At 70.5% G+C, this 21,187-nt stretch carries 22 protein-coding genes, 1 tRNA gene and 1 riboswitch; of the genes, 8 read left to right on the top strand and 15 right to left on the bottom strand.

The window, feature by feature from the left end:
* Position 1: 1 nt before the first annotated feature.
* Positions 2-991: a Bug family tripartite tricarboxylate transporter substrate binding protein gene (locus tag G3576_RS25195; RefSeq protein WP_164697248.1), complete on the bottom strand. Its 990-nt coding sequence runs from the start codon at positions 989-991 to the stop codon at positions 2-4.
* Between the two features lie 172 nt (positions 992-1,163).
* On the opposite strand from G3576_RS25195, the gene G3576_RS25190 reads away from it, so the two are divergent.
* Both G3576_RS25190 and G3576_RS25185 read left to right on the top strand, forming a co-directional pair.
* The gene (locus tag G3576_RS25190) at positions 1,164-2,144 is read left to right on the top strand and encodes a Bug family tripartite tricarboxylate transporter substrate binding protein (protein WP_164697247.1); all 981 of its coding nucleotides are present in this window, start codon (positions 1,164-1,166) and stop codon (positions 2,142-2,144) included.
* A gap of 104 nt (positions 2,145-2,248) precedes the next feature.
* Complete coding sequence (locus G3576_RS25185; protein ID WP_164697246.1) at positions 2,249-2,890, top strand: OmpW/AlkL family protein; 642 nt, start codon at positions 2,249-2,251, stop codon at positions 2,888-2,890.
* Positions 2,891-2,932: 42 nt separating this feature from the next.
* Here the strand turns inward: G3576_RS25185 and G3576_RS25180 are convergent, their stop codons facing one another.
* Both G3576_RS25180 and G3576_RS25175 read right to left on the bottom strand, forming a co-directional pair.
* Positions 2,933-3,283 (bottom strand): hypothetical protein, encoded by a 351-nt coding sequence (locus G3576_RS25180; RefSeq protein WP_164697245.1) that lies wholly within the window; start codon positions 3,281-3,283, stop codon positions 2,933-2,935.
* Between the two features lie 121 nt (positions 3,284-3,404).
* Positions 3,405-4,283 (bottom strand): LysR family transcriptional regulator, encoded by an 879-nt coding sequence (locus G3576_RS25175; protein WP_164697244.1) that lies wholly within the window; start codon positions 4,281-4,283, stop codon positions 3,405-3,407.
* 128 nt (positions 4,284-4,411) lie between these two features.
* On the opposite strand from G3576_RS25175, the gene G3576_RS25170 reads away from it, so the two are divergent.
* Positions 4,412-4,888 carry a DUF3830 family protein gene (locus tag G3576_RS25170; RefSeq protein ID WP_207623035.1) on the top strand — a complete coding sequence of 159 codons (477 nt, stop codon included), beginning with the start codon at positions 4,412-4,414 and terminating at the stop codon, positions 4,886-4,888.
* Between the two features lie 48 nt (positions 4,889-4,936).
* On the opposite strand, the gene G3576_RS25165 is transcribed toward G3576_RS25170, so the two are convergent.
* The 7 genes from G3576_RS25165 to G3576_RS25135 all read right to left on the bottom strand — a co-directional run bounded on the left by G3576_RS25165 (position 4,937) and on the right by G3576_RS25135 (position 11,596).
* Positions 4,937-5,905 carry a succinylglutamate desuccinylase/aspartoacylase family protein gene (locus tag G3576_RS25165; RefSeq protein ID WP_164697242.1) on the bottom strand — a complete coding sequence of 323 codons (969 nt, stop codon included), beginning with the start codon at positions 5,903-5,905 and terminating at the stop codon, positions 4,937-4,939.
* On the bottom strand, positions 5,905-6,942 hold the full coding sequence (locus tag G3576_RS25160; protein WP_328729781.1) for an ABC transporter ATP-binding protein: 1,038 nt from the start codon (positions 6,940-6,942) through the stop codon (positions 5,905-5,907). The genes G3576_RS25165 and G3576_RS25160 overlap by 1 nt, the downstream gene beginning before the upstream one ends.
* Before the next feature lie 145 nt (positions 6,943-7,087).
* The gene (locus G3576_RS25155; protein ID WP_164697240.1) at positions 7,088-7,873 is read right to left on the bottom strand and encodes an ABC transporter permease; all 786 of its coding nucleotides are present in this window, start codon (positions 7,871-7,873) and stop codon (positions 7,088-7,090) included.
* Complete coding sequence (locus G3576_RS25150; RefSeq protein ID WP_164697239.1) at positions 7,870-8,706, bottom strand: ABC transporter permease; 837 nt, start codon at positions 8,704-8,706, stop codon at positions 7,870-7,872. Before G3576_RS25150 ends, G3576_RS25155 begins: the two co-directional genes overlap by 4 nt.
* 5 nt (positions 8,707-8,711) lie before the next feature.
* Complete coding sequence (locus tag G3576_RS25145) at positions 8,712-9,734, bottom strand: extracellular solute-binding protein (RefSeq protein WP_164697238.1); 1,023 nt, start codon at positions 9,732-9,734, stop codon at positions 8,712-8,714.
* A 70-nt stretch (positions 9,735-9,804) separates the two neighbouring features.
* Positions 9,805-10,920, bottom strand: coding sequence for a 2-aminoethylphosphonate--pyruvate transaminase (locus G3576_RS25140; RefSeq protein WP_164697237.1), 1,116 nt, complete (start codon positions 10,918-10,920; stop codon positions 9,805-9,807).
* Between the two features lie 52 nt (positions 10,921-10,972).
* Positions 10,973-11,596, bottom strand: coding sequence for a DUF1194 domain-containing protein (locus G3576_RS25135; protein WP_164697236.1), 624 nt, complete (start codon positions 11,594-11,596; stop codon positions 10,973-10,975).
* A gap of 88 nt (positions 11,597-11,684) precedes the next feature.
* Here G3576_RS25135 and G3576_RS25130 point away from each other — a divergent pair, with 88 nt between their 5' ends.
* The 5 genes from G3576_RS25130 to G3576_RS25110 all read left to right on the top strand — a co-directional run bounded on the left by G3576_RS25130 (position 11,685) and on the right by G3576_RS25110 (position 17,387).
* The gene (locus G3576_RS25130; RefSeq protein ID WP_207623034.1) at positions 11,685-12,665 is read left to right on the top strand and encodes a Bug family tripartite tricarboxylate transporter substrate binding protein; all 981 of its coding nucleotides are present in this window, start codon (positions 11,685-11,687) and stop codon (positions 12,663-12,665) included.
* 74 nt (positions 12,666-12,739) lie between these two features.
* A complete protein-coding gene (locus G3576_RS25125) occupies positions 12,740-13,555 on the top strand; it encodes an enoyl-CoA hydratase (protein WP_164697235.1) in 816 nt (271 codons plus the stop codon).
* Positions 13,556-13,665: 110 nt separating this feature from the next.
* The gene (locus G3576_RS25120) at positions 13,666-14,316 is read left to right on the top strand and encodes an exopolysaccharide biosynthesis protein (protein ID WP_164697306.1); all 651 of its coding nucleotides are present in this window, start codon (positions 13,666-13,668) and stop codon (positions 14,314-14,316) included.
* Positions 14,317-14,374: 58 nt separating this feature from the next.
* Complete coding sequence (locus G3576_RS25115; RefSeq protein ID WP_164697234.1) at positions 14,375-14,998, top strand: exopolysaccharide biosynthesis protein; 624 nt, start codon at positions 14,375-14,377, stop codon at positions 14,996-14,998.
* Between the two features lie 36 nt (positions 14,999-15,034).
* A riboswitch (cobalamin riboswitch) is annotated at positions 15,035-15,268 on the top strand.
* Positions 15,269-15,425: 157 nt separating this feature from the next.
* A complete protein-coding gene (locus tag G3576_RS25110) occupies positions 15,426-17,387 on the top strand; it encodes a TonB-dependent receptor plug domain-containing protein (RefSeq protein WP_164697233.1) in 1,962 nt (653 codons plus the stop codon).
* Positions 17,388-17,422: 35 nt separating this feature from the next.
* On the opposite strand, the gene G3576_RS25105 is transcribed toward G3576_RS25110, so the two are convergent.
* The 5 genes from G3576_RS25105 to mbfA all read right to left on the bottom strand — a co-directional run bounded on the left by G3576_RS25105 (position 17,423) and on the right by mbfA (position 21,129).
* On the bottom strand, positions 17,423-18,829 hold the full coding sequence (locus G3576_RS25105; protein WP_164697232.1) for an alpha,alpha-trehalose-phosphate synthase (UDP-forming): 1,407 nt from the start codon (positions 18,827-18,829) through the stop codon (positions 17,423-17,425).
* On the bottom strand, positions 18,826-19,545 hold the full coding sequence (otsB, locus tag G3576_RS25100) for a trehalose-phosphatase (RefSeq protein WP_164697231.1): 720 nt from the start codon (positions 19,543-19,545) through the stop codon (positions 18,826-18,828). Before otsB ends, G3576_RS25105 begins: the two co-directional genes overlap by 4 nt.
* A gap of 75 nt (positions 19,546-19,620) precedes the next feature.
* Positions 19,621-19,830: a hypothetical protein gene (locus G3576_RS25095; RefSeq protein ID WP_164697230.1), complete on the bottom strand. Its 210-nt coding sequence runs from the start codon at positions 19,828-19,830 to the stop codon at positions 19,621-19,623.
* A 162-nt stretch (positions 19,831-19,992) separates the two neighbouring features.
* Positions 19,993-20,078: transfer RNA gene (locus tag G3576_RS25090), tRNA-Leu, on the bottom strand.
* 61 nt (positions 20,079-20,139) lie between these two features.
* Positions 20,140-21,129, bottom strand: a complete 990-nt coding sequence (gene mbfA, locus G3576_RS25085) for an iron exporter MbfA (RefSeq protein ID WP_164697229.1) — start codon at positions 21,127-21,129, stop codon at positions 20,140-20,142.
* Positions 21,130-21,187 lie beyond the last annotated feature (58 nt).

The following is a 21,187-nucleotide window of genomic DNA, read 5'->3' as shown; positions in this document are numbered from 1 at the left end:
CTCAATCCACCGTGGCGCCCGAGGCGATGACGAGGGGCCGCCAGGTCTCGACTTCCTGCGCCACGAAGGCCTGGGCGGCATCGCCGAAGCGGTTGCCGGGGTCGATCGCCAGCTGGCGGTAGCGCTCGATGATCTGCGGGAGTTCCAGCACCTCCTTCAGCACGGCGGCGAAGCGTTCCTGGATGGGCTTCGGCGTCGCGGCGGGCATGGCCATGCCGGCCCAGCCTTCCGCCACCAGGCCCGGGAAGCCGTGCTCCACGAAGGTCGGCATGTCCGGGAACAGGGGCTGGCGCGTCGGGCCGGTGATGCCGATGCCCTTGATCTGGCCGTTGCGCATCAGGCCGACGGAGCTGGCGATGCCGTCCAGCGTCACCGGCACCACGCCGGCCACCACGTCATTCACCGCCTGGGCGCCGCCGCGATAGGGGATGTGCTGCATCTCGATGTTCGCGACCTGGCAGAAGCGCAGCATGAAGAGATGCGGCAGGGAGCCGACGCCGGAGGTCGCATAGGCGATGCCCGGCCGCGCGCGGGCGGCGGCGGCGAGGTCCGCAGGGTTGGCGTAGGGCGCGTTGTTGTTCGCCATCAGCGCGTAGTAGCCGGACTGGATCATGCCGACATGCGCGAAGCTGCGGACGGGGTCCCAGGTGATCCGGCCGCGATAGAGCGTGCTGCCGACGGAGAAGGCGCTGATGGCAGAGAGCAGCACCGTATAGCCATCCGGCGCCGCATCCGCGACGACGCCGGTGCCGAGCGTGGCGCCGGCGCCGGGCCTGTTCTCCAGCACGAAGGGCTGGCCAAGACGGGGCGCCATCTGCTCCGTCAGCAGCCGCGCCAGCACGTCCGTGGAGCCGCCCGGGCCGAAGGGCACGATCAGGCGGATCGGCCGGTTCGGCCACGGCGCCTGGGCCAGCGCGGGCGCCGCCAGCAGGGCGGCGCCAGCGCCAAGCAGGGCGCGGCGGGGGAGAAGGGTGCGGTGGGTGTCGGTCATGGCAGATCCCTGGCTGTGGCGGTGCTGCCGCGCGGTCGGGGCGTTTCCGTATCGTGAACACTGCATCATGATGCGAACATCTCCGCAAGCCGACCCCGACATGTCACGGCGGCCTTTGCGCGGCGTCCGCGGCGCGCCAAGCTGCGGCCAAGACCAACCGGGAGAGACATCCATGCGCCGTCGTTCGCTGCTGGCCTCGCTGGCCGCCACGCCCTTGCTGCCCGGCCTCGCCCGCGCCCAGGGCGCGCCGGAATGGCCGACCCGGCCCGTGACCGTCATCGTGCCCTTCGTGGCCGGCGGACCTTCCGACATCGTCGCCCGCGCCATCGCCAACCGCATGGGGCAGCTGGTCGGCCAGCCCGTGGTGGCGGAGAACCGACCGGGCGCGAACGGGGAGGTCGCGGCGCGCCAGGTGGTTCGCGCGGCGCCGGACGGGCACACGCTGTTCGTGGGCTCGATCGGCGTCTTCGCCATCAACACGGCGCTGCGCCCCAACCTCGGCTACGACCCGATCCGGGAACTGGCGCCGGTGACGCTGGCCGTCACCACGCCGAACGTGCTGGTGGTGAATGCGGAGAAGGTGCCGGTCCGCACGCTGCCGGAGCTGGTGGCCTGGCTGAAGGCCAATGTCGGGCGGACCAGCTACTCCACCTCCGGCGTCGGCTCCTCCGACCATCTGACGATGGAATTGTTCAAGCAGCGCACGGGCACCGATCCCGTCCACGTCCCCTACCAGGGCGGCGCCGCGGCGGCGACCGACCTGATCGCGGGCAATGTCCAGCTCTCCTTCCAGAATCTCGGCACCGTGGCCGCGCATATCCAGGGCGGGCGGCTGCGCGCGATCTGCGTGACGAGCGAGACGCGCAACCGGATCCTGCCGGATGTGCCGACGGCGGCGGAGGCCGGGCTCGCCGATTTCGTCGTCACTTCCTGGCAGGCGGTGATGGCGCCGGCGGCGATGCCGGAGGCGCTGCTGGCCAAGGTCCATGCCGCGACGGTGGAGGCGCTGAAGCATCCCGAGAACGTGCAGCGGCTGAACGCCATCGGCTTCGACGTGATTGGAAACTCCCCTGCTGAATACAGAAGCTTCCAACAGGCGGAGATCGAGCGCTGGCGCCAGGTGGTGCGCACCGCGAATATCCGCGCGGAGTGAACGACACATCCGCATGATCTGAATCAAGGATGGCAGGTCATGCCGCGCCGATAACAGCCGCGGCGGCCGCGCTTGGGGCGCGCCGCGGATGATGAGGCAAGGCTATGACCATGAAGATGATCGCGGCCGCGATGGCATGCGCGATCGCCGCGGCCCCTGCGATGGCGCAGGATGTGCGCGGCAAGCAGGCGGGCGACATCGTGCTGGGTGCGGGGCTGATCGGCGTGCTGCCGAGCAATGGCGGCAGCACCTCCATCGGCGGCACGCCGCGCGCCAGCGATACCGCGACCCCGCAGCTGGACCTGACCTACTTCCTGACGCCGAACTTCGCGGTGAACGTCATCGCCGCGACCTCACGCCATGATGTCAGCGTGCGCAACGTGCCGGGCGCCGGCACGATCGAACTCGGCCGAGTCTGGGCGCTGCCGCCGACGGTGACGCTGCAATACCATCCGCTGCCGACGAGCCGCGTCAGCCCCTATCTCGGCGTCGGCCTGAACTACACGGTGTTCTACGGCGAAGGCGGCAGCCGGTCCGCCGGCATCAACCGCGTCGATGTCGAGAATGCCTGGGGCTACGCCGTGAATGTCGGCGTGGACTACGAGGTGGCGCCGAACTGGATGGCGAATGTGGACGTGAAGCGCCTCTGGCTCAGCCCGGATGTGCGCGTGAATGGTGGCGCCGTGCGCGGGCAGGCCGACCTCGATCCCTGGATCGTCGGCGCCAGCGTCCGCTACCGCTTCTGATCGCGTGGCGCCCGGGGCAGCAAGGCCCCGGGCGCATCCGCGTCAACGCGCTGGCATGCTCTGGCGGGCCTGGCGCATCATCGCGACCATCGCGGCGGGCACCCAGACGGTCTCCGCCCCCTCGCCACTGCCGATCGTCAGCGGGACGAAGCCTTCGCGCGGGGCGAGCGCGAACATGCCGTCGAGGTGGAGCAGGTCCACATCGCCCATCGCGCCCATCCGCGTTGCGATGACGCGACCGCCGCCCAGGATGTTGCCCGGCATCGGGCCGTAATCGACCATCACATTCTCTCCGGTGCCGGTCACGCGCGGATAGCTCTGCGCGGACGCCGCGGAGACCGTCAGGGTCATCGCCGCGGCCGCGAGCAGGGTTGGCAGAACAGCCTTCATCATTCTTCTCCGTTGATGGCGACACACCACGTTGCGATGCGCCGGCGAGTGGACTATCCGGCAGTGCCGCGTGGCACCGCCAATGCGTTGCACGGATCGATTCCATGCAGCGCGCGTATCGCCCTCACGCGACCAGGTCGCTGCGGCGAAGCGCCTCCATGAAGGGCACGAGCGAGGGCGACCAGCGCCGGCCGGCGACCGTCGCCAGCGAGACGTGACGCGCGATGGGCGCATCCTCCACCAGCCGCAACACGAGGCCCGGCTGCACCGCGCTGTATTCCGGCAGGAAGCAGACGCCCATGCCGGCGGCGACCAGGCTCTGGATCCAATCCTCCCGCTCGCTGCACGCGGCGCGCACCAGCGTCGCACCCGCTTCCACCAGTCGCTCCGCCAGCACCTCCCGATGCTCGCAATTGAGGCGCGACAGGTAGGGCTGGCCGTCCATGTCGCGCATGCGGATGGTCTCCCGCGCCGCGAAGGGATGGCCCGGCGCGCAGGCGACGACGTAGCGCTCGGCATAGAGCGGCTCGACCTTCAGCCGCTCCGCATACTCCTCGGGCTCCGGCATCAGCGCGGCGTCGAGGTCGCCATCCAGCAGCATCTCCGACAGGCGCGGCGGCGTCGCATCCACCAGCGAGAGGTCGATGCCAGGACGGCAGGCGCGGAAGCCCTGCAGGAAGCGGCTGAAGCGCGCGGGGCCGATCGAGCACATGACGCCAAGGCGCAGCTCCGCCCCCTGCAGGCGGAGATGCAGGCTGGCCTGCTTCCGCACATGGGCGCTGCGCGCGACGATGTCCTCGATCCGCGGCTGCACCAGCCGGCCGAGCGAGGTGAGATGCGTATGGCCACGTTCGCGCGCGAAGAGCGGCGCGCCGAGCTCCGCCTCCAGCTTCTGGATGCCGCGGGTCAGCGTGGGTTGCGTCACGCCGCATTGCTCCGCGGCGCGGGTGAAGTTCAGCGTCTCGCAGACGGCGACGAAATACCGCATCTCGCGGAGGTCCATGGTCCTGCCTCGGGGTGGGGCCTGGACCACGCTTCGCTGAGCCGGCGCGGATGGTTTCGCGCAGCCCGCGATTGACCGGCGGGCAGGTCAGGGCCGATCCTGAGCGCCTTCGGAATCAGGAGAGAATGATGCCCCGCCAGCTGCGCTTCACCTTCGTCGATGCCGGGGTCTCCGGCCGGGTCGAGTTGCATGAGACGCTCGCCGCCCGCACCGTCGATGCCATCTGGGGCGCACTCGCCACGCCGGTCCGGCAGCTGAGCTTCCACGCGATGTTCGCGGGGCCGGAGATCATGATCGGCCTGCCGCCGGAGAACCAGACTTTCGACCCGAGGAGCCTGCCGCCGGAGAACCAGACCGTGATCCCGACGCCGGGCGACGTGCTGTGGTTCTACCAGGCGCCGAACATGATGAAGGGCCTGGCCGACGAGTTCTGGGAGATCGGCATGTTCTACGGCGATGGCGGCCGCGTCTTCGGCCCGCTGGGCTGGACGCCGGTGACGATGTTCGGCCGCATGGTGGCGGAGGATCTTCCCGCCTTCGCGAAGGAATGCGCCGACATCCGGCTGCGCGGCGCGAAGATGCTGGAGATCAGGCGGGAGGAGTAACCCCCCTCACCCAACCCTCTCCCCCGCTGGGGGAGAGGGCTTTTCGAGTCAGAGGCGCTCCACCACCTCCACCACCTGGTCGCCGCTGTAGAGGGGCATCCAGGGGCGGCGGATGGAGCCGACCCAGGCCTGGCCGGTGGGGCAGCTTATCTCCTCCACCACCTGGCCGTAGAGGTCCACCATCCGCCCCATCACCTGGCCCGCCACCATGTCCTGGCCAGGCTCCACCAGGCACTCCCAGTAGCCGCCCCTGGTGCACTTCACATGCACGGCGTTGCCGCCGCGGCGGATATCGGTGGCGACGGGCGGATCGCCCGGGATCATGCCCATCGCGCGGGCGGCGCCGTTCAGCGCGGTGGAGAAATTCGCGAGGTCCTCCTCCCGCACCCGCGCGCCGCCGCCGCTTTCGATGATCAGCGCGGTCTTGCGATGCGTGCGGCTGACATGGGCGAGGTAGGTGCCATCCATCCAGCCCTCCGACGCGCCCCACTGGTAGCGGCTGCCCACCTGCGCCGCGAGCGCCTTGGAGGCGCGCTGCTGCGGTCCGTCGAACTTGTCGTCATAGATGACGTAGAAGGCGGTGATGGTCAGTTCGCCGCCGCTATGCAGGTCGAGGATCGTATCCCCGCCATGCTCGCCCGCGATGGCCAGCAGCCGGTCCACCATCTGTTCGCCGACGCTGCCCGTGGGGCTGCCGGGGAAGATGCGGTTGAGGTTGGTGCCGTCCTGCGGCGTCAGCCGGCTATGCGCGCGCTGGCCGAGCGGATTCGCCACCAGCAGAGCGGCGATGCTGCCCTTGAACGTTTTCAGGTCAAGCGAGCGGATGAAGCGCGCCGCCGCGATGGGGCCCACATTCTCGCCGCCATGGATCAGGCATTGGATGAACAGCCGCGGCCCCGGCAGCGCGCCGCGCGCCAGCATGACGGGGGAGACCAGCGGCAGGATATTGTCGTGGCCGAGCTCGATCACGCCCGTGGCGAGTTCGCCGGGCGCGGCCTCCGCGGTGCCGAAGCGCATCAATGTTCTCCCGGGATCAGGGTCAGGTCTTGGGGGGTCCAGCGCGCCGTGGCGGAGGCGCCGGGGCGGAGATCGGCGAGCGATGCGGGGCCTTCGATGAGCAGGGCGCGGCCGCCGGGCAGGCGCAGCACGGCCTGCGCGCCGGTGCCGAGGAAGCTCACGACCTCGACGGTCCCGGCCACGCTGTTGGGGCCCGTGGCGGGGGCCTGGTCCAGCGTCACCTTCTCCGGCCGCAGCAGCCAGGTGCCGGGGGTGGGGATGTCGAGCGCGATGCCGTCCTCGCTGGTGCGGCCATCGGCACTGACGAAAAGATTGGCGCGGCCGATGAAGCTGGCGACGAAGCGGGTGGCGGGGCGGTCATAGACCTCCCGCGGCGTGCCGAGCTGTTCGAGGCGGCCCTTGTTCATGACCGCGATGCGGTCGGAGATCGCCATCGCCTCCGCCTGGTCATGCGTGACGAAGAGGGTCGTCAGGCCGAGCTCGGTCTGGAGCCGCCGCAGCTCGATTCGCGTGCCCTCCCGCAGCAGGGCGTCGAGATTGCTGAAGGGCTCGTCCAGCAGGACGACGGCGGGGTTGATGACCAGCGCCCGGCCGACCGCGACGCGCTGCTGCTGCCCGCCCGAGAGTTGCTTCGGCAGGCGCTTCTCCAGCCCCTGGAGTTGCAGCAGGGCCACCATGCGCGCCACGCGCTCCGCGGCCTCGGGCTTGGGCACGCCGCGGCGCTGCAGGCCGAAGGCGATGTTCTCGGCGACCGTCAGATGCGGGAACAGCGCGTAGGACTGGAACACCATGCCGGTGTCGCGCCTGTGGGGCGGCATCGTCGTGATGTCGCGGCCCCGCAGCAGGATGCGGCCTTCGCTCGGCTCCACGAAGCCCGCCACCATGCGCAGCGTGGTCGTCTTCCCGCAGCCAGAGGGCCCGAGCAGTGCGACCAGCTCGCCCGGCTTCACGGCGAGGTCCATGCGCTCCACGGCGGTCGTATTGCCGTAGCGGCGGGCCAGGCCCTCCAGGACCAGTTCGGGCGAGGCTGTTGTCACGCTGATGCACCCTGCGGCCGGCGTAGCCGGCCGAGGCCGCGAAGGCGGCCCGCGGCGCATGCCGCGAAGCCAAGGCCGCGGATGCGGTCGCCCGGCGTCTGAGGGGTGCCGTGCGCGAGCACGGCACTTGGCAAGACTCTCTCACTCATCGGTTTGCATAGGCCTGTTGTGCCACCATCAGGATCAGGGCGAGCAGGATGAGCATGGCGGAGACGGCGGCGACGGTCGGGTCCATCTGCATCTGCGCGGCGCCGTAGAGCACGACGGTCAGCGGCGCATCGCGGGCGGAGCCGAGGAAGAGCGCCATCTCCACCTCGTCGAAGGAGAAGATGAAGGCGAGCGCCGCGGCGGCGAACAACCCCGGCTTCAGCGCCGGCAGCGTCACCAGGAAGAAGGCATGCAGCGGGGAGGCGCCGAGATTCTGCGCCGCCTCCTCCAGCGCGGGGTCGACGCGCTTCAGCACCGGCAGCATGACGCGCAGCACCAGCGGCACGCCGACCAGCAGATGGGAGATGACGAGCCTCGGCAGGCCGGGCGGCGCCACGGGATGTGCCGCGTAGAACAGCGTCAGCGCCACCGCCAGCACCAGGCCGGGCAGCACGAGCGGCGAGAGGAAGATCGCCTCCAGCAGCGCGCGGCCGGGGAAGCGGAAGCGAGTGAGGGCCACCGCCGCCGCCGTGCCGATCAGCAGCGACAGCACGGCGACCGTGCCCGCCAGGCGCAGGCTGACGAAGAAGCCGTTGAGGTAGCGCACATCGCCCAGCGCCTGGCGATACCAGCGCAGCGACAAGCCCTGCGGCGGGAAGGCGAGGTAGCCCGTATCGCTGAAGGACGCCGCGACGATGACGAAGAGCGGCCCGAGCAGATAGATGAAGGTCAGCACCGCCATCAGGCGGAGCACCCAGCCGAAGGGGCTGCGGAGCGAGATCATCGCGCCTGCTCCTTCGCATCGCCCAGCAGCCTGCCATAGGTCAGTGCCACGCTGATGGAGATGGCCAGCAGGATAGCCGCGATGGCGGCAGAGAAGGGCCAGTCCAGCAGTTCCAGCGTCTGTTCGTAGATCGTCACCGCCATGAAATGCGCCCGCGCGCCGCCCACCAGCGACGGCGTCGCGAAGGCACTGACGGAGAGCGAGAAGACCAGCAGCGACCCCGCCAGGATGCCGCCCCGCGCCAGCCTGATCGTCACCAGCCACAGCGCGACCACGGGCGAGGCGCCGAGGCTCATCGCCGCATGTTCCAGATCCCGGTCGATGCCGCGGATCACGGCGTAGAGCGTCACGATCATGATGGGCAGCAGCACCTGCGCCAGCGCTATGACGACGCCGGCGAAGGTGCCGATGAGCTGGAAGTTGGATTCGACCAGCCCCGTCGATTGCAGCAGGCGGCTGGCCACGCCGTTGCGGAAGAACAGCACCATCCAGGCGAAGCTGCGCACGACGGCGCTGACCCAGAGCGGAAAGCTGGTCAGCAGCAGCAGCAGCCCCGCCCAGCGCGTCTCCGCCCGCGCCAGCAGGAAGGCGAGCGGAAAGCCCAGCACCAGCGTCACCAGCGTGACGCAGAGGCCCAGCAGCAGGCTGTTGCCCAGCACGCCGAGATAATAGCTGTCGCCGAGGAAGCGTTCGTACTGCGCCAGCGGCGCGCCCGGCGGCATGGATTGCAGGAAGAGGCCGAGCTGCGGCCAGATGAAGAGCAGCGCGAAGACCAGCGCCGCCGGGGCCAGCAGCCCGGCGGCGACGAGCCCCCGCCGGGCGGAAGCGTGCATCGATGCTACCGGCTGATCTCCCGGTTGAAGCGGTCGGTCCAGGCGGGGCGGCTGGCGTTGATCACGTCGCGGTCGAGATGCGCCAGCTTGTCCGTCGGCGCCATGAAGGGCGCGACATCGGCCGGCAGTTGCGTCGCGGTGTTGACCGGCGCCCAGCCGACATCCTTGGCGATGGCGGCCTGCACCTCGGGCTCCAGGTGCCCGTTCAGGATCGCGGCGGCGATGTCGGCGTTGCGGCTGCGCCGCGCGACGCAGCCCACCAGCAGGACATAGGGCGCGCCCTCCTCCGGCACCGCATAGGCGACGGGGATGCCCATATTGGTGCTGCGCATGGCGGACGCCCCGTCATAGGGCATGATCCAGATGTCGCCGGAGGCGAAGAGCGTCTGCACCTCCGCCGCCGAGCGGAAGATGTTGGCGCGCGGCGCGATGCGCTTCAGCGCATCGAAGCCCGGGTTGATGTTGCGCTCATCGCCGCCATGCGCGCGGGCCAGCATCACCAGGAAATCGGTGCCGTAGCCGTTGGTGATATGCGGGAAGGCGATGTGGCCGGCGAATTCCGGGCGGAAGAAGTCGCGGTAGCTCTTCGGCGGGTTCGGCACCTTGTCGGGGCGGTAGAGGATGCCTTCCGTCACCAGGCCCCAGGCGATCCAGTGGCCCTCGGGGTCCTTCAGGTTGGCGGGCACATTGGCGAAGTGGGGCTGCGCCGGCAGGGCCTGCGTCAGCCCATCCGCCTTGGCCTGCACATGCTGGCCGCCGCTGAACATGAAGAGGTCGATCTGCGGCGCCTGCGCCTCCGCCCGCATGCGGGCGAAGGCATTGGCGGAGAGCAGTGGCGTCTGCGTGCCGCGCGCGCCGGTCTCCCGCTGCACGCGGTCGAAGACCATGCGCTGGAGCATGTCCTGGCTCGGCCCGCCAAAGGCCGTCGCCACGACTTCCCGCCCCGCGAAGCGCTGCTGGGCCCTGGCGCCTGCCAGCGGCAGCGCCGCCGCGCCAAGACCCGCACCGAGTACCGAACGTCGCCGCATGGGAGCCATCCTTGGATCGAAGCCCCGGGACTATGCGGCAGCAAAAGACGGGGCTGCAACCCCGGGCGGGCTACGCCGCGGCGCGCTTCCCCACCCCCATCTCCTCCAGCACCTCCGCCACCTTGGCCAGCGCGGCGCGGATATCCGATTCGTCGATCGCGCCGATGCAGCCGAAGCGCATGGTCGGCACCTTCGTCGTGTAGAAGTCGGACAGGATGACGCCCTTGGTCTTCATCGCGGTCCGGAAGGTGGCGAAATTCCAGTTCGGGTCCACGGGCTGGAAGACGTTGACGATGATCGGCCCCTGGTGTTCCGGCGCGACATAGGGGGTGAAGCCCAGCGCCTGCAGGCCTTCGCGCATCACCTTGCTGTTGCGGCTGTAGCGCGCCAGCCGGCCTGCCTGCCCGCCCTCGGCCTCGTAGATCTCCATCGCCTTGCCGAAGGCGCGCAGCGCCTGCACGGCGGGGGTGAAGCGGAAGCTGCCCCAGCCGTTGCGCAGCGCATGGTCATGCACATCGACCAGGTCCATGACCCAGGAGCCGGCATTGCCACGGCATTCCTCCAGCCGCGCCACCGGCGCCACGGCGAAGCCGAAGCCCGGCATGCCTTCGAGGCACTTGTTGGAGGTGAAGACGACCACGTCGCATTCGGGATGGTCGGCGATGCGGAAGGGCAGCGCACCGAAGCCGGAAACGGCGTCGCAGATCATGCGCCGGCCAGCGGCCGCGATGACGGGGCCGAGCACGTTGGGATCGTTCACGATGCCCGTGCCCGTTTCGCTCACCACCAGCGCGACATGGCTGCATTCCGGATGCTCGGCCAGAGCCTCGGCCAGGCGCTCGGGCTCCATGGGACGGTTGTCGGGGCCGTGCAGGGAGACGACCTTGCGCCCGGCTTCCCCGGCCAGCCGAACCAGGCGGTCGGCGTATCCGCCATTCTGCACCACCATCAGCGTGCCACCCGGCGGGACGAAGGTCCGGATCGCGGATTCGATGATCATGTGCCCGCAGCCCGGCAGGGGCAGGGAGACATGCTCGCCCCAATCGCCCCCGGCGATCGCCACGATGCGCGGCCGCATGGCGGCGTATTCATCGCGGAAATCCTCGTCCCAGGGGGCGATGTCCTCCGCCATGCAGGCGCGGACCTCGGGGCGGGTCTGGACGGGGCCGGGAATGAGCAGGAGCATGATGCGGGTCCGTGGGGCGTTCTTCGTGCCGCGGGCTTAGGCCCGGCGGGGGTCAGACCACAAGGCTTCCCCCGCCGAGTTCCCGGCGCAGCTTCCGCAGGATGGCGTCGGCGAAGTCGATGTAGTCGGCGCATTCCATGGCGAAGGCGCCGGGGCCGCCGATGACCTCGGCCTCGTAATGGTCCAGCAGATCCGGCTCCTCGTTCAGGATCGCCAGGCCGTTGATGGTGATGCCGGCCGCCACGGCCAGATCCCGCACCGGCGCCGGGTCCCGCCCCTGGTTGTGGCGGCCATCGCCGGACACGTCCATGACGGTGCGCGTGGCCTCCGCCGGGCAGCGCGCCAGGGTCGCGAGGCCCGCGGCCATCCCTTCCCCCAGCGCGGTGGCGCCGGGGCGCGGCAGGCGGGGGGCATTCTCGATCGCCTCGGCCAGCGCCTCCGCCCCCGCGGGATCGGCGATGCGGGTCCAGCCGATGGCGAGATCCTGCTGGCCGGTGCCGGACCACAGCAGCAGCGCCACGGCCGCCGCGCGGCGGGGCCCGCCGGTGGCGGCGGCCAGCACGGAGGCGTCGCGGAAGGCTGCCGCGGTGCCGCCGGCCATCAGCGCGAACTCCTCGAAGCTGACGCTGGCGGAGACGTCCATGGCCAGGCAGAGGGCGATATCCACGCTATCCATGGGTGCTTCCTGCCTGATCCACGACCGGTTTGCGCGCCCGCTTCACGGGTGCCAGACTGCGCCCGCACCGGGAACAGGGAACAGGGCAATGATCGGCAGGCGTGGCATCCTGATGGCAACCAGCGGCCTCTTGGCCGCTCCCATGGCCGCACCGGCGGTCCACGCCCAGGGCGCCTGGCCCAACCGCAACATCCGCATGATCGTCCCCTATCCCCCCGGCGGCGCAACGGACGCCATGTCCCGCCTCGCCGCGCAGAAGATCGGAGAGAAGCTGGGCGTTTCCGTGGTGGTGGAGAACCGCTCCGGCGCCAACGGCCAGGTCGGCAGCACGGCCATGCTGCAATCCCCGGCGGATGGCTACACGATCCTCGGCTCGGCCTCGATCCACGTCATGGCGCGCCATGTCATGCGCAACGTGCCCTACGATCCCGTGGCGGATTTCGTCCCCGTGGCGCGCACCGCCCGTGGGCCGCTGGTGCTGGTCATGTCCCCGTCCCGTCCGCAGCGGACGATCCCGGAGATCGTGGAGGCCGCGAAGCGCAACCCTGCGCAATGGTCCTTCGCCACCTCCTCGCTCGGCTCCGCAGGCCATCTCGGCACCATCGAGTTCAACCGCGTCACCGGCGCGAATATCGAGATCGTGGGCTATCGCGGCACCGCGCCGGCGCTGACCGACGTGGCGGCGGGCAATGCCCACCTGATGTTCGACCCGGTGCTGGCCACCCTGCCGATGATCCGCGGCGGGCAGTTGCGCGGCCTCGGCATCGCCACCGCCAGCCGCACGCCGCTGGCGCCGGAACTGCCCACCATGTCGGAAGCCGGCCTGCCGGGCTTCGAGTTCTTCTCCTGGTACGGTGTCTGGGCCGCCCGCGCCGTGCCGGCGGAGCTGGTGGCACGCATGAACGCCGCGCTGGTCGAGGGGATGCGGGAGCCCGCGGTGGTGGAACGCCTGACCGGCCTCGGCTTCGAACCGCTGGCGGAAACGGTGGCGGAGGCCGAGCGCTTCATCGCGGCGGATGTGGCCCGCAACGCGGAATTGCTCCGGATCGCGAATTTTCAACCGGAATAAACTTTTGTTGCACATCCCGGGACAGAATGCCGATCCGATGTCATGTGATCGGCATAGAACCGGGAGAGTCATCGATGGCCGAAGCGCCGACGCGCCGCGAATTCGCGGGGTCGAAGATCCTGGCCGACACCCATGGCGGTGTCGGCCGCGTGGTGTTCAACCAGCCCGAGAAGCGCAACGCCATGTCCATCCCGATGTGGGAGGGGCTGGCCCAGGCGCTGGAGGGCTTCGCGGCCGATCCGGAGGTGCGCGTCGTCGTGCTGGAGGGCGCGGGCGACAAGGCCTTCGTCTCCGGCGCCGATATCAGCCAGTTCGAGGCCCAGCGCAGCGATGCGGAGGCGCAGCAGGCCTATGAACGCCTGACCGCCGCCGGGCGGGCGGCGCTGGCCAGCTTCCCGAAACCCGTCATCGCCAAGATCAGGGGCTTCTGCCTGGGCGGCGGGCTGGGCCTGGCGATGAGCGCCGATCTCCGCATCGCGGCGGAGGATGCGAGCTTCGGGATTCCCGCGGCGAAGCTCGGCCTGGCCTATGGCTTCCCCACGGTGCAGACGCTGACCAGCCTGGTCGGCCCGGCGCATGCGCGCATGCTGCTCTTCACCGGTGAGCGGATCGATGCCTGGGAGGCGGAGCGGATCGGCCTGGTGAATGACGTGGTGCCGGTGGAATTGCTGGACAGCACGGTGGCGAAGCTGGCGGCGACCATCGCCGGCAACGCGCCGCTCACCATCCGCTCCGCCAAGCTCTCCGTCGCGGCCGCGGTGCAGGACCCGGCCGCGCGGGACATGGCGGCGGTGCAGGCCGCCTTCGCCGCCTGCTTCGACAGCGCCGACTACCGGGAGGGCCGGCGCGCCTTCATGGAGAAACGCCGGCCGCGCTTCACGGGCACCTAGCGGGGGCCTTTCCGGCGCTGTCAGCGCCCCGCCCGGCATGCTAACCGGAGCCTCGACAGGGAAGGCCGCAAGAGCCTGAGGTTTCGGGTCCGGAGAGGAGTTGCCACGTCATCGACCACCACCAGGGCGCAGCGCCGGGGGCCCCGCCCGGCGCGCCGGTTTCCGTCCTGCTCGATCGGCTTGCCCGGGACTGGCCGACGGCGACGCTGACGCTGGGCGACCTCGCCACCGCGCTGGGGCAGCGCGGCTTCGGCGTGCTGATCGTCCTCTTCGCCCTGCCGAACCTGCTGCCCTTCTACCTGCCGGGCCTCAGCACCGTGGCGGGGCTGCCGATGATGCTGGTGGCGGCGCAACTGGCCGCGGGCCGGCCGGGGCCCACATTGCCGCGGTTCATCGCGGGACGACGCCTGCGGCGGGACACGCTGCGCCGGGCGACGACGCGCGCCATGCCCTGGCTGCTGAGGGTGGAACGCATGGCGCATCCCCGGCCCTCCGCCCTGACCAGCGCGACCGGGGAACGGGTGGTGGGGCTCTGGGTGCTGCTGCTCGGTCTCGTCGTCATCCTGCCGACGCCCTTCACCAACGCCCCGCCGGCCCTCGCCTGCCTCATCATGGCCATCGGCGTGGTGGAGAACGACAGCGTCACCATTGCGCTCGGCGCGGTGCTCGGCCTGCTGGCCGCGGCGCTCAGCCTCACCATCCTCGCCAGCATCGGCTTGGCCCTGCTGGCTACCTTCAACCACCTGATCGGATCGCCATGACCCCCATCGCGACCGGCGGTCCCCACCACGCCGCCGTCCCTGCCCGGATGCCCGCCCCATGACGACCGAGGAGGCCCCTTCCACGGCCGACAGCGCGCCGATCTCCCGCATCGTGGCGGAGGTCGCGGCGGCCTTCCCGGGGGAGCGGATCAGCCTCGGCGAGATGGCGACCGCCTTCGGCGACCGCGCCTTTGGCATGCTGCTGCTGCTGCTGCTGCTGCCGGGGCTGCTGCCCGGCATGGCCAGCGTCTTCGGCACGCCGCTGCTGATCCTGGGCGTGCAGATGGGGCTCGGGCTGCGGGTGCCTAAGCTGCCGGGCATCCTGGCGCGGCAGACCATCAAGCGGTCGGACCTGCTCCGCCTGGCTTCCGCCTCCTCCAAGGGGCTCGGGCGGATCGAGCGCTATGTCAGGCCACGCCCCGGCTTCTTCACCAGCCCGCTCGGCGAACGCATCATCGGCTGGCTGACGGCCTATGTCGCCATCATGCTGATCCTGCCGGGGCCCGGCACCAACGGACCGCCGGCCTTCGGCAACATCGTCATGGCGCTCGGCCTGATCGAGCATGACAGCAAGGTCACGGGCTGGGGCATGGTGCTGACCATCGCGGGCTGCGTCTTTGCGACCGTGGTGCTCGGCGCCATGGTGTGGTTCGCCATCAAGGCAGCAGGCTGGATCTTCTGAAGCCCGCCCGATTGTCCCGGCTTCGCGGGCGGTGCTAGCCTCCGCCCATGCGCCGGTGGCCCGCAAGGGCTGAAACGGGAACGCGCGAAGGCCGGCCCCGGCGCAAGCGGGGTGCCGGCCCAGTCCGCGGCTGCCCCCGCAACTGTAGGCGGAGCGCCCCTGCCAGACGCCATTGGGTCCATCGGGCCTGAGAAGGCGGCGGGGGCACCGGGGATTTCATTCCCCCGGCACTCCGTGAGCCAGGAGACCGGCCGGCGCAGAGACGTCACGCGCGTGCCGGGCGGGGTGCACCGGCGCAACGGAACGACAGGCAACGGGCCCGCTTCGGCCCGCCGCCGCTCGTTTCCGCCTGCGGCGACGACGCCAACCGCCAGCGCGCCCCGGCAGGGGCGTGCGGGCATGTCGTCCAGTCGCTCGGAGGGACCCGATGCGAAGCTATCTGAACCACCTGGCCGCACCGCTGGTGCTCGGCCTCACCCTGCCTGCGCTCGCGCAGACACCATCCCCCGCCACCACCGTGCTGCCGGAGACGATCGTCACGGCGACCCGCATCCCGACGCCCGCGGAACGCGTGCCCGCCGCCGTCACCGTCATCACGCGGGCGGATATCGAGGAACGCGGCTACCAGACCCTGGCGGAGGCGCTGGCGACGGTGCCGGGCCTGCGCCTGGTGCAGATCGGCGGCATCGGCCAGCAGGCCAGCGCCTTCATCCGCGGCGGCGCCTCCCGCCACGTGCTGGTGCTGCTGGACGGCGTGCCGGTGAACGACCCGTCGGAGCCCAACGGTGCCTTCAACTTCGGCAACGAGCTGCTGGGTGACATCGAGCGGATCGAGGTGGTGCGCGGCCCCGGCTCCTCCCTCTACGGATCCGGCGCCATCAGCGGCGTCATCAACCTCATCAGCCGCCGGGCGCCGGCCAATACGCCGATGCAGGCCTTCGGGGAGATCGCCGGCGGCAGCCAGGGCACGGCGCGCGGCACGCTCGGCGTCATGGGCAGCATGCCGGCCTGGGACTACATGGTGGCCGGCCAGGGCCTGACCACCCAGGGCAGCGACGCCACCGCCCGCCGGTTCAATCGCGACACGCGGGAGACCGAGGATTTCCGCGGTGCTGCCGGCACCGCGCGCTTCGGCTGGAACCCCGCCGCAGGCACCCGCCTGGAAGGCCTGGTGCGCTGGCGCGAGAACCGCAGCGAACTCGACAACATCCCGAATGACGACCCGAACTACACCGGCAATGACCGCCGCTGGTACGGGCAGCTGCGCGGCGAGACGGCGCTGCTCGACGGCGCCTGGACCACCGGGCTCCGCCTGGCGCTGACGGAGGATCGCCGCCGCTACCTCAACCTGCCCGATGCCCGCAGCAGCGCCAGCACGGACGACCTCTATCGCGGCGAACGCCAGGTCTTCGACTGGGGCAACCGCGTCCGCCTCGGCGATGTCGGGCCCTTCGCGCAATCGGCGCTGGCCTTCGGCGTGACGCATGAGCGGGAGGCGGTGGACCAGCAATCGGGATCGCCGAGTTTCCGCACCACCACCAACGCGACCGCACGCTCCACCGCGCTGCATGCGGGCGTCCAGGGCCAGGTGGGCGGCAGGCTCGACCTCTCCGCCGGGCTGCGGCAGGACCTGGCGGATGACTATGACGGCTTCCTGTCCTGGCGCACCGGCGCGGTGCTGCAGGTGCCGGAGGCGAATTCGCGCCTGATCCTGGCGGCGGGCACGGCCTTCAAGGCCCCCTCCCTCTACCAGCGCTTCGGGCGCATCGGCACGACCTTCCAGGGCAATCCGGACCTGCGGCCCGAAACCTCCTTCTCCTGGGAAGCGGGGGTGGAGACGGATCTCGGCCTCTTCGGGCGGGAGGATGGGGCGACGGTCAACGTCACCTATTTCGACACGCAGTACCGCAACCTCATCAACTTCAACGCCACCTTCACCAGCCTGGCGAATGTGGAGCGCGCCATGTCGCGCGGCGTGGAAGTGGGCGTGACGATGCGCCCGGCGCCCTGGCTGGATGGCCGCGTGGCCTGGACGGCGACGGAGACGCGGGACGAGGTGACGGGCGCGCCGCTCGCGCGTCGGCCGAAGAACGTCGTCGCCGTCAGCGCCCGTGTCTCGCCGACGGATCGCCTGACCATCGCGCCGGAGGTGCTGTTCACCGGCCCCTCGCCCGAGACGGCGGCCTACAGCAACAGCGGCGCCTTCATCGGCGGGCTGACCTACAACAAGGCTGGCACGGTCGCGAACCTGACCGGCAGCTACCGGGTGATGGAGGGGATCACGGCCTTCGCGGAGGGCCGCAACCTCACCAACAGCCGCTACGAGCCGGCGAACGGCTTTGCCACACCGGGCCGCAGCCTGCTGGTCGGCGCGCGCTTCGTGTTCTGACAGGGCGGCGGCGGGGCTTTCGCCCCCGCCGCCCCTCACCCCGCCTTGGCCTTGCGCGGACGCTTCACGCGCGCGCCACCGGCGCGCCCCGCTTCCGCCACGTCTTCGACACCTTCCAGCGCCGCGAGGAAGCGGCGGCACCAGACAGCGGCGGTATTGGCGCGCACGATCGCGGCCATGCGCGCCCAGCGATCCAGCCGCTCATCCGCCGGCATGTCCATCGCGACGTCCAGCGCCTCCGCGATGTCATCGGGATCGAGCGGGTTGACCAGCAGCGCGCCTTCCATCTCCTGCGCCGCGCCGGCGAAGCGGGAGAGGACGAGGACACCGGGATCATCCGCATCCTGCGCCGCCACGAATTCCTTGGCGACCAGGTTCATGCCGTCGCGCAGCGGCGTCACGATGCCGATCCGCGCCATGCGCATGAAGCCCGCCAGCGTCGGCCGCGCCACCGCGCGGGTGATGTAGCGGATCGGCGCCCAGTCGGGCTCCGCCATCTGGCCGTTGATGCGGCCCACGCTCTCATCGAGTTCGCGTCGCAGCGCGCGGTATTGCGCCACGTCGCCGCGGCTGACCGGCGCCACCTGGAGGAAGGTGATCTTGCCGCGGTGCTTCGGGAAGCGGCTGAGCAGCGCGCCGAAGCCCGCGATGCGCTGTGGCAGGCCCTTGGTGTAGTCCAGGCGATCGACGCCGATGGCGAGCGACCGTCCCGCCAGCGAATCACGCAGGCGCGTCACCTCCTTCTGCGTCGCCTGGCGCGAGGCGAGGTTGGCGAAGCCCGTGGCATCGATGCCGATGGGGAAGGCGCCGACGCGCATCGCGGCCCCCGCATGGCCGTGGGAGATCAGCGCGCCGCGCAGGTTCTCGGCATCGTCTTCCGTCTGCATGCCGATCGCATCGATCGCATCCATCGCCGCCAGCACGTCATGCGCATGCGGCAGGCCGGTGAAGACGGCACGCGGCGGGAAGGGCACGTGCAGGAAGAAGCCGATGCGCTGCTTGCAGCCCAGCGCGCGCAACTCCTTCGCCATCAGGAACAGGTGGAAGTCGTGGATCCAGATGGTGTCGTCCGGCCGCAGCAGCGGCGCCAGCGCCGCGGCGAAGGCGGCATTGACGCGCTGGTAGCCGATCCAGTCGAGCCGGTCGAACCGCGCCACGCCCAGCCGGTAATGCAGCACCGGCCACAAGGCGGCATTCGAGAAACCCTGGTAGTAGTGGCGGTAGTCGTCCTGGCCGAGATCGAGCCGCGCATAGGCGGTCTGGCCGACGCGCGCTTCCACCGGCGTGGTGGCCGTCTCCGGCGCCGTCTTGCCGGACCAGCCGAACCACATGGCGTCCCGCTTCGCCAGCGCATCCTTCAGCGCCACGGCGAGGCCGCCCGCGACGGCGCCCTGCTCCTTCGGGTCGGGCACCCGGTTGGCAACGATGACGAGACGACTCATGGGGTGTCACTCGGCTCCGCCAAGGCGGCGAGCCAGGCGCGAAGGGCCGATGGCGTGCCGAAACTGTCCTGCAACCGCAGCCCGAGCCCGCCCGCGGCGCGCGCCGCGGCCATCCCGGCCTCATCCGTCACGTCGTCGCCGATGAACACCGGCACCCGGCCCGCGAAGGGCGCGCGCGCCAGCAGCGCGGCCACGGCCGTGCCCTTCGATACGGCGCGCGGCGTCACCTCCCATGCCATGCGGGCGGGCATCAGGGTGAAATGGTCGGGCGCCTCCGCGACCATCGCTTCCAGAAGGCCCTGGGCCATGCCCGCTGCCTCCGGCGCCTGGCGGTAGTGGAGGACGAAGCCGTGGTCCTTCACCTCGATGAAGGCACCGGGAAAGGTATCCGCCAGCAGCCGGGCACGGGCGAGCCAGGAGGCCGGGGGGCTGGCCAGCGGTGGGCCCTCCACCGGCCCTGCGGGATCGACGCGGAGCGACCCGCCATGGTCGCCTACCTTGGCGATCGGCACCGGCAGATGCTCATCCAGCTGTGGGATCGGCCGGCCGGAGACGACGGCCAGCGCGCCATCCAGCCGCGCTGAAAGCCGCATGAGAAGCGCCGGCAGACCCGGCGGCACATCGATGGCTTCGGGTCGCTCGGCGATATCCACCAGCGTGCCATCGAAATCGAGGAAGAGCGCCATGGGTTCGGGCGCGGTCGGGGGAAGGTCCATTGCGGTGGGGCAACCCCGCAGAACCTATCCGGTTTGCTACCCCCCACGGCGTTGTGAGGAGGTGGCGGCAGCGCCTCAGGCGGCTTCGGGAAGCTTTGTCTGCCACAGGGCGAGCGCCGGCGGCAGCACGCCCACGAACAGCCAGTGCAGCAGTGCGGCCTTGCGCGTCAGCAACTCCGCATCCCAGGCCAGAACAGCGACGAACTGAACGATCAACAGCCAGATGATGGCAATGGCGAGGGCCGCGCTCGCGGGGCGGATGCGGGTGGCAAAGGCGTTCTTCATGGGACGGAGGCCCGATCTCGAAGCCGGTTTCAGGGGGGGCGGCGCCCTCAGCTGCACCGCTCTTTGCCTACAATACACGAAAACTTGACCCCGTCCACACGAAACCGCGAGCGCATGGCGCCTTGATCGGCGCCGGCGTCCAGGCTGCAGGAACAAAGGGGGTGGTGCGGGCGGTCGGGCTCGAACCGACACTCTGTCGCCAGAAACGGATTTTGAGTCCGTCGCGTCTACCATTTCGCCACGCCCGCAAGGCCGGTGACGGCAGGACTTCGAGTTAGCAGAGGCCCCGGTTGGCGCCAAGCATGACGGTCACGCGCCCCCGATCAGGATACCCGCCGCCAGCACCAGGCCGCCGCCCAGCAGGATCTGGAACATGGCGCGTCCGATCGGCGTCTCCATGTAGCGGTGCTGGATCCAGACGATGGCCCAGAGTTCGAGGAACACCACGGCGAGCGCGATGGCCGTCGCGGTCCAGAAATGCGGGATCAGGTAGGGCAACGCATGGCCGAGCCCGCCGATCGCCGTCATGACGCCGGAGGCGATGCCCCGCTTCCAGGGCGCGCCGCGGCCGGACAGCTTGCCATCGTCATGCGCCGCTTCGGTGAAGCCCATGGAGATGCCGGCGCCGAGCGAGGCGGAGAGGCCGACCAGGAAGGTGGTCCAGGGGTTCTGCGTGGCGAAGGCGGTGGCGAAGATCGGCGCCAGGGTGGAGACGGAGCCATCCATCAGCCCCGCCAGGCCCGGCTGCACCCAGGTCAGCACGAATTGCCGCTTGGCAGTCGCGTCTTCCTTCTCCGCCGCGTCGCCGCCCAGCAGATCGGCGGAGAGCCTGGCCGCGTCCTCGTCATGCACCGCCTCCGCCGCCGCCAGGTCGCCCAGCAGCTTGCGGACCTCGGCATCCGTCGTGCGGGCGGCGGCGGCGCGATAGAAGGCGAGCGCCTGCTGCTCCATCGCGCGCACCTCCTCCCGGATCCGGTCCAGGCCGAGATTCTCGACCAGCCAGACCGGCTTGCGGACGTAGAAATCGGCGATGTGTTCCCGCCGGATGGGCAGGATCAGGTCGCCGAAACGCGCGCGGTAGAGGTCGATCAGAAGGCGGCGATGCTCGTTCTCCTCCGCCGCCATCGCCTCGAACACCGCGGCCGAGGCCGGATATTCGTCCCGCAGCCGGCTGGCATAGAGCGCGTAGATGGCGCTGTCCTCCTCCTCCGCCCCGATGGCGAGGGAGAGGATCTCCCGCGGCGAGAGGCTGTCGAAGCGGCGCGTGCCGCTGGAGAAGAAGGGGAGGACGGATCGCATGACGCGTGATCCTTGAGGCGAGGGCGGGAGGCGATGATGCTGCATAACGGCACGGCGC

Origin of the sequence: Falsiroseomonas algicola (assembly GCF_011040385.1) — a bacterium.
Classification (GTDB): Bacteria; Pseudomonadota; Alphaproteobacteria; order Acetobacterales; family Acetobacteraceae; genus Falsiroseomonas; species Falsiroseomonas algicola.
Note: the sequence above shows the minus strand (reverse complement) of the source record. Positions and strands in the feature narration are given on the sequence as shown.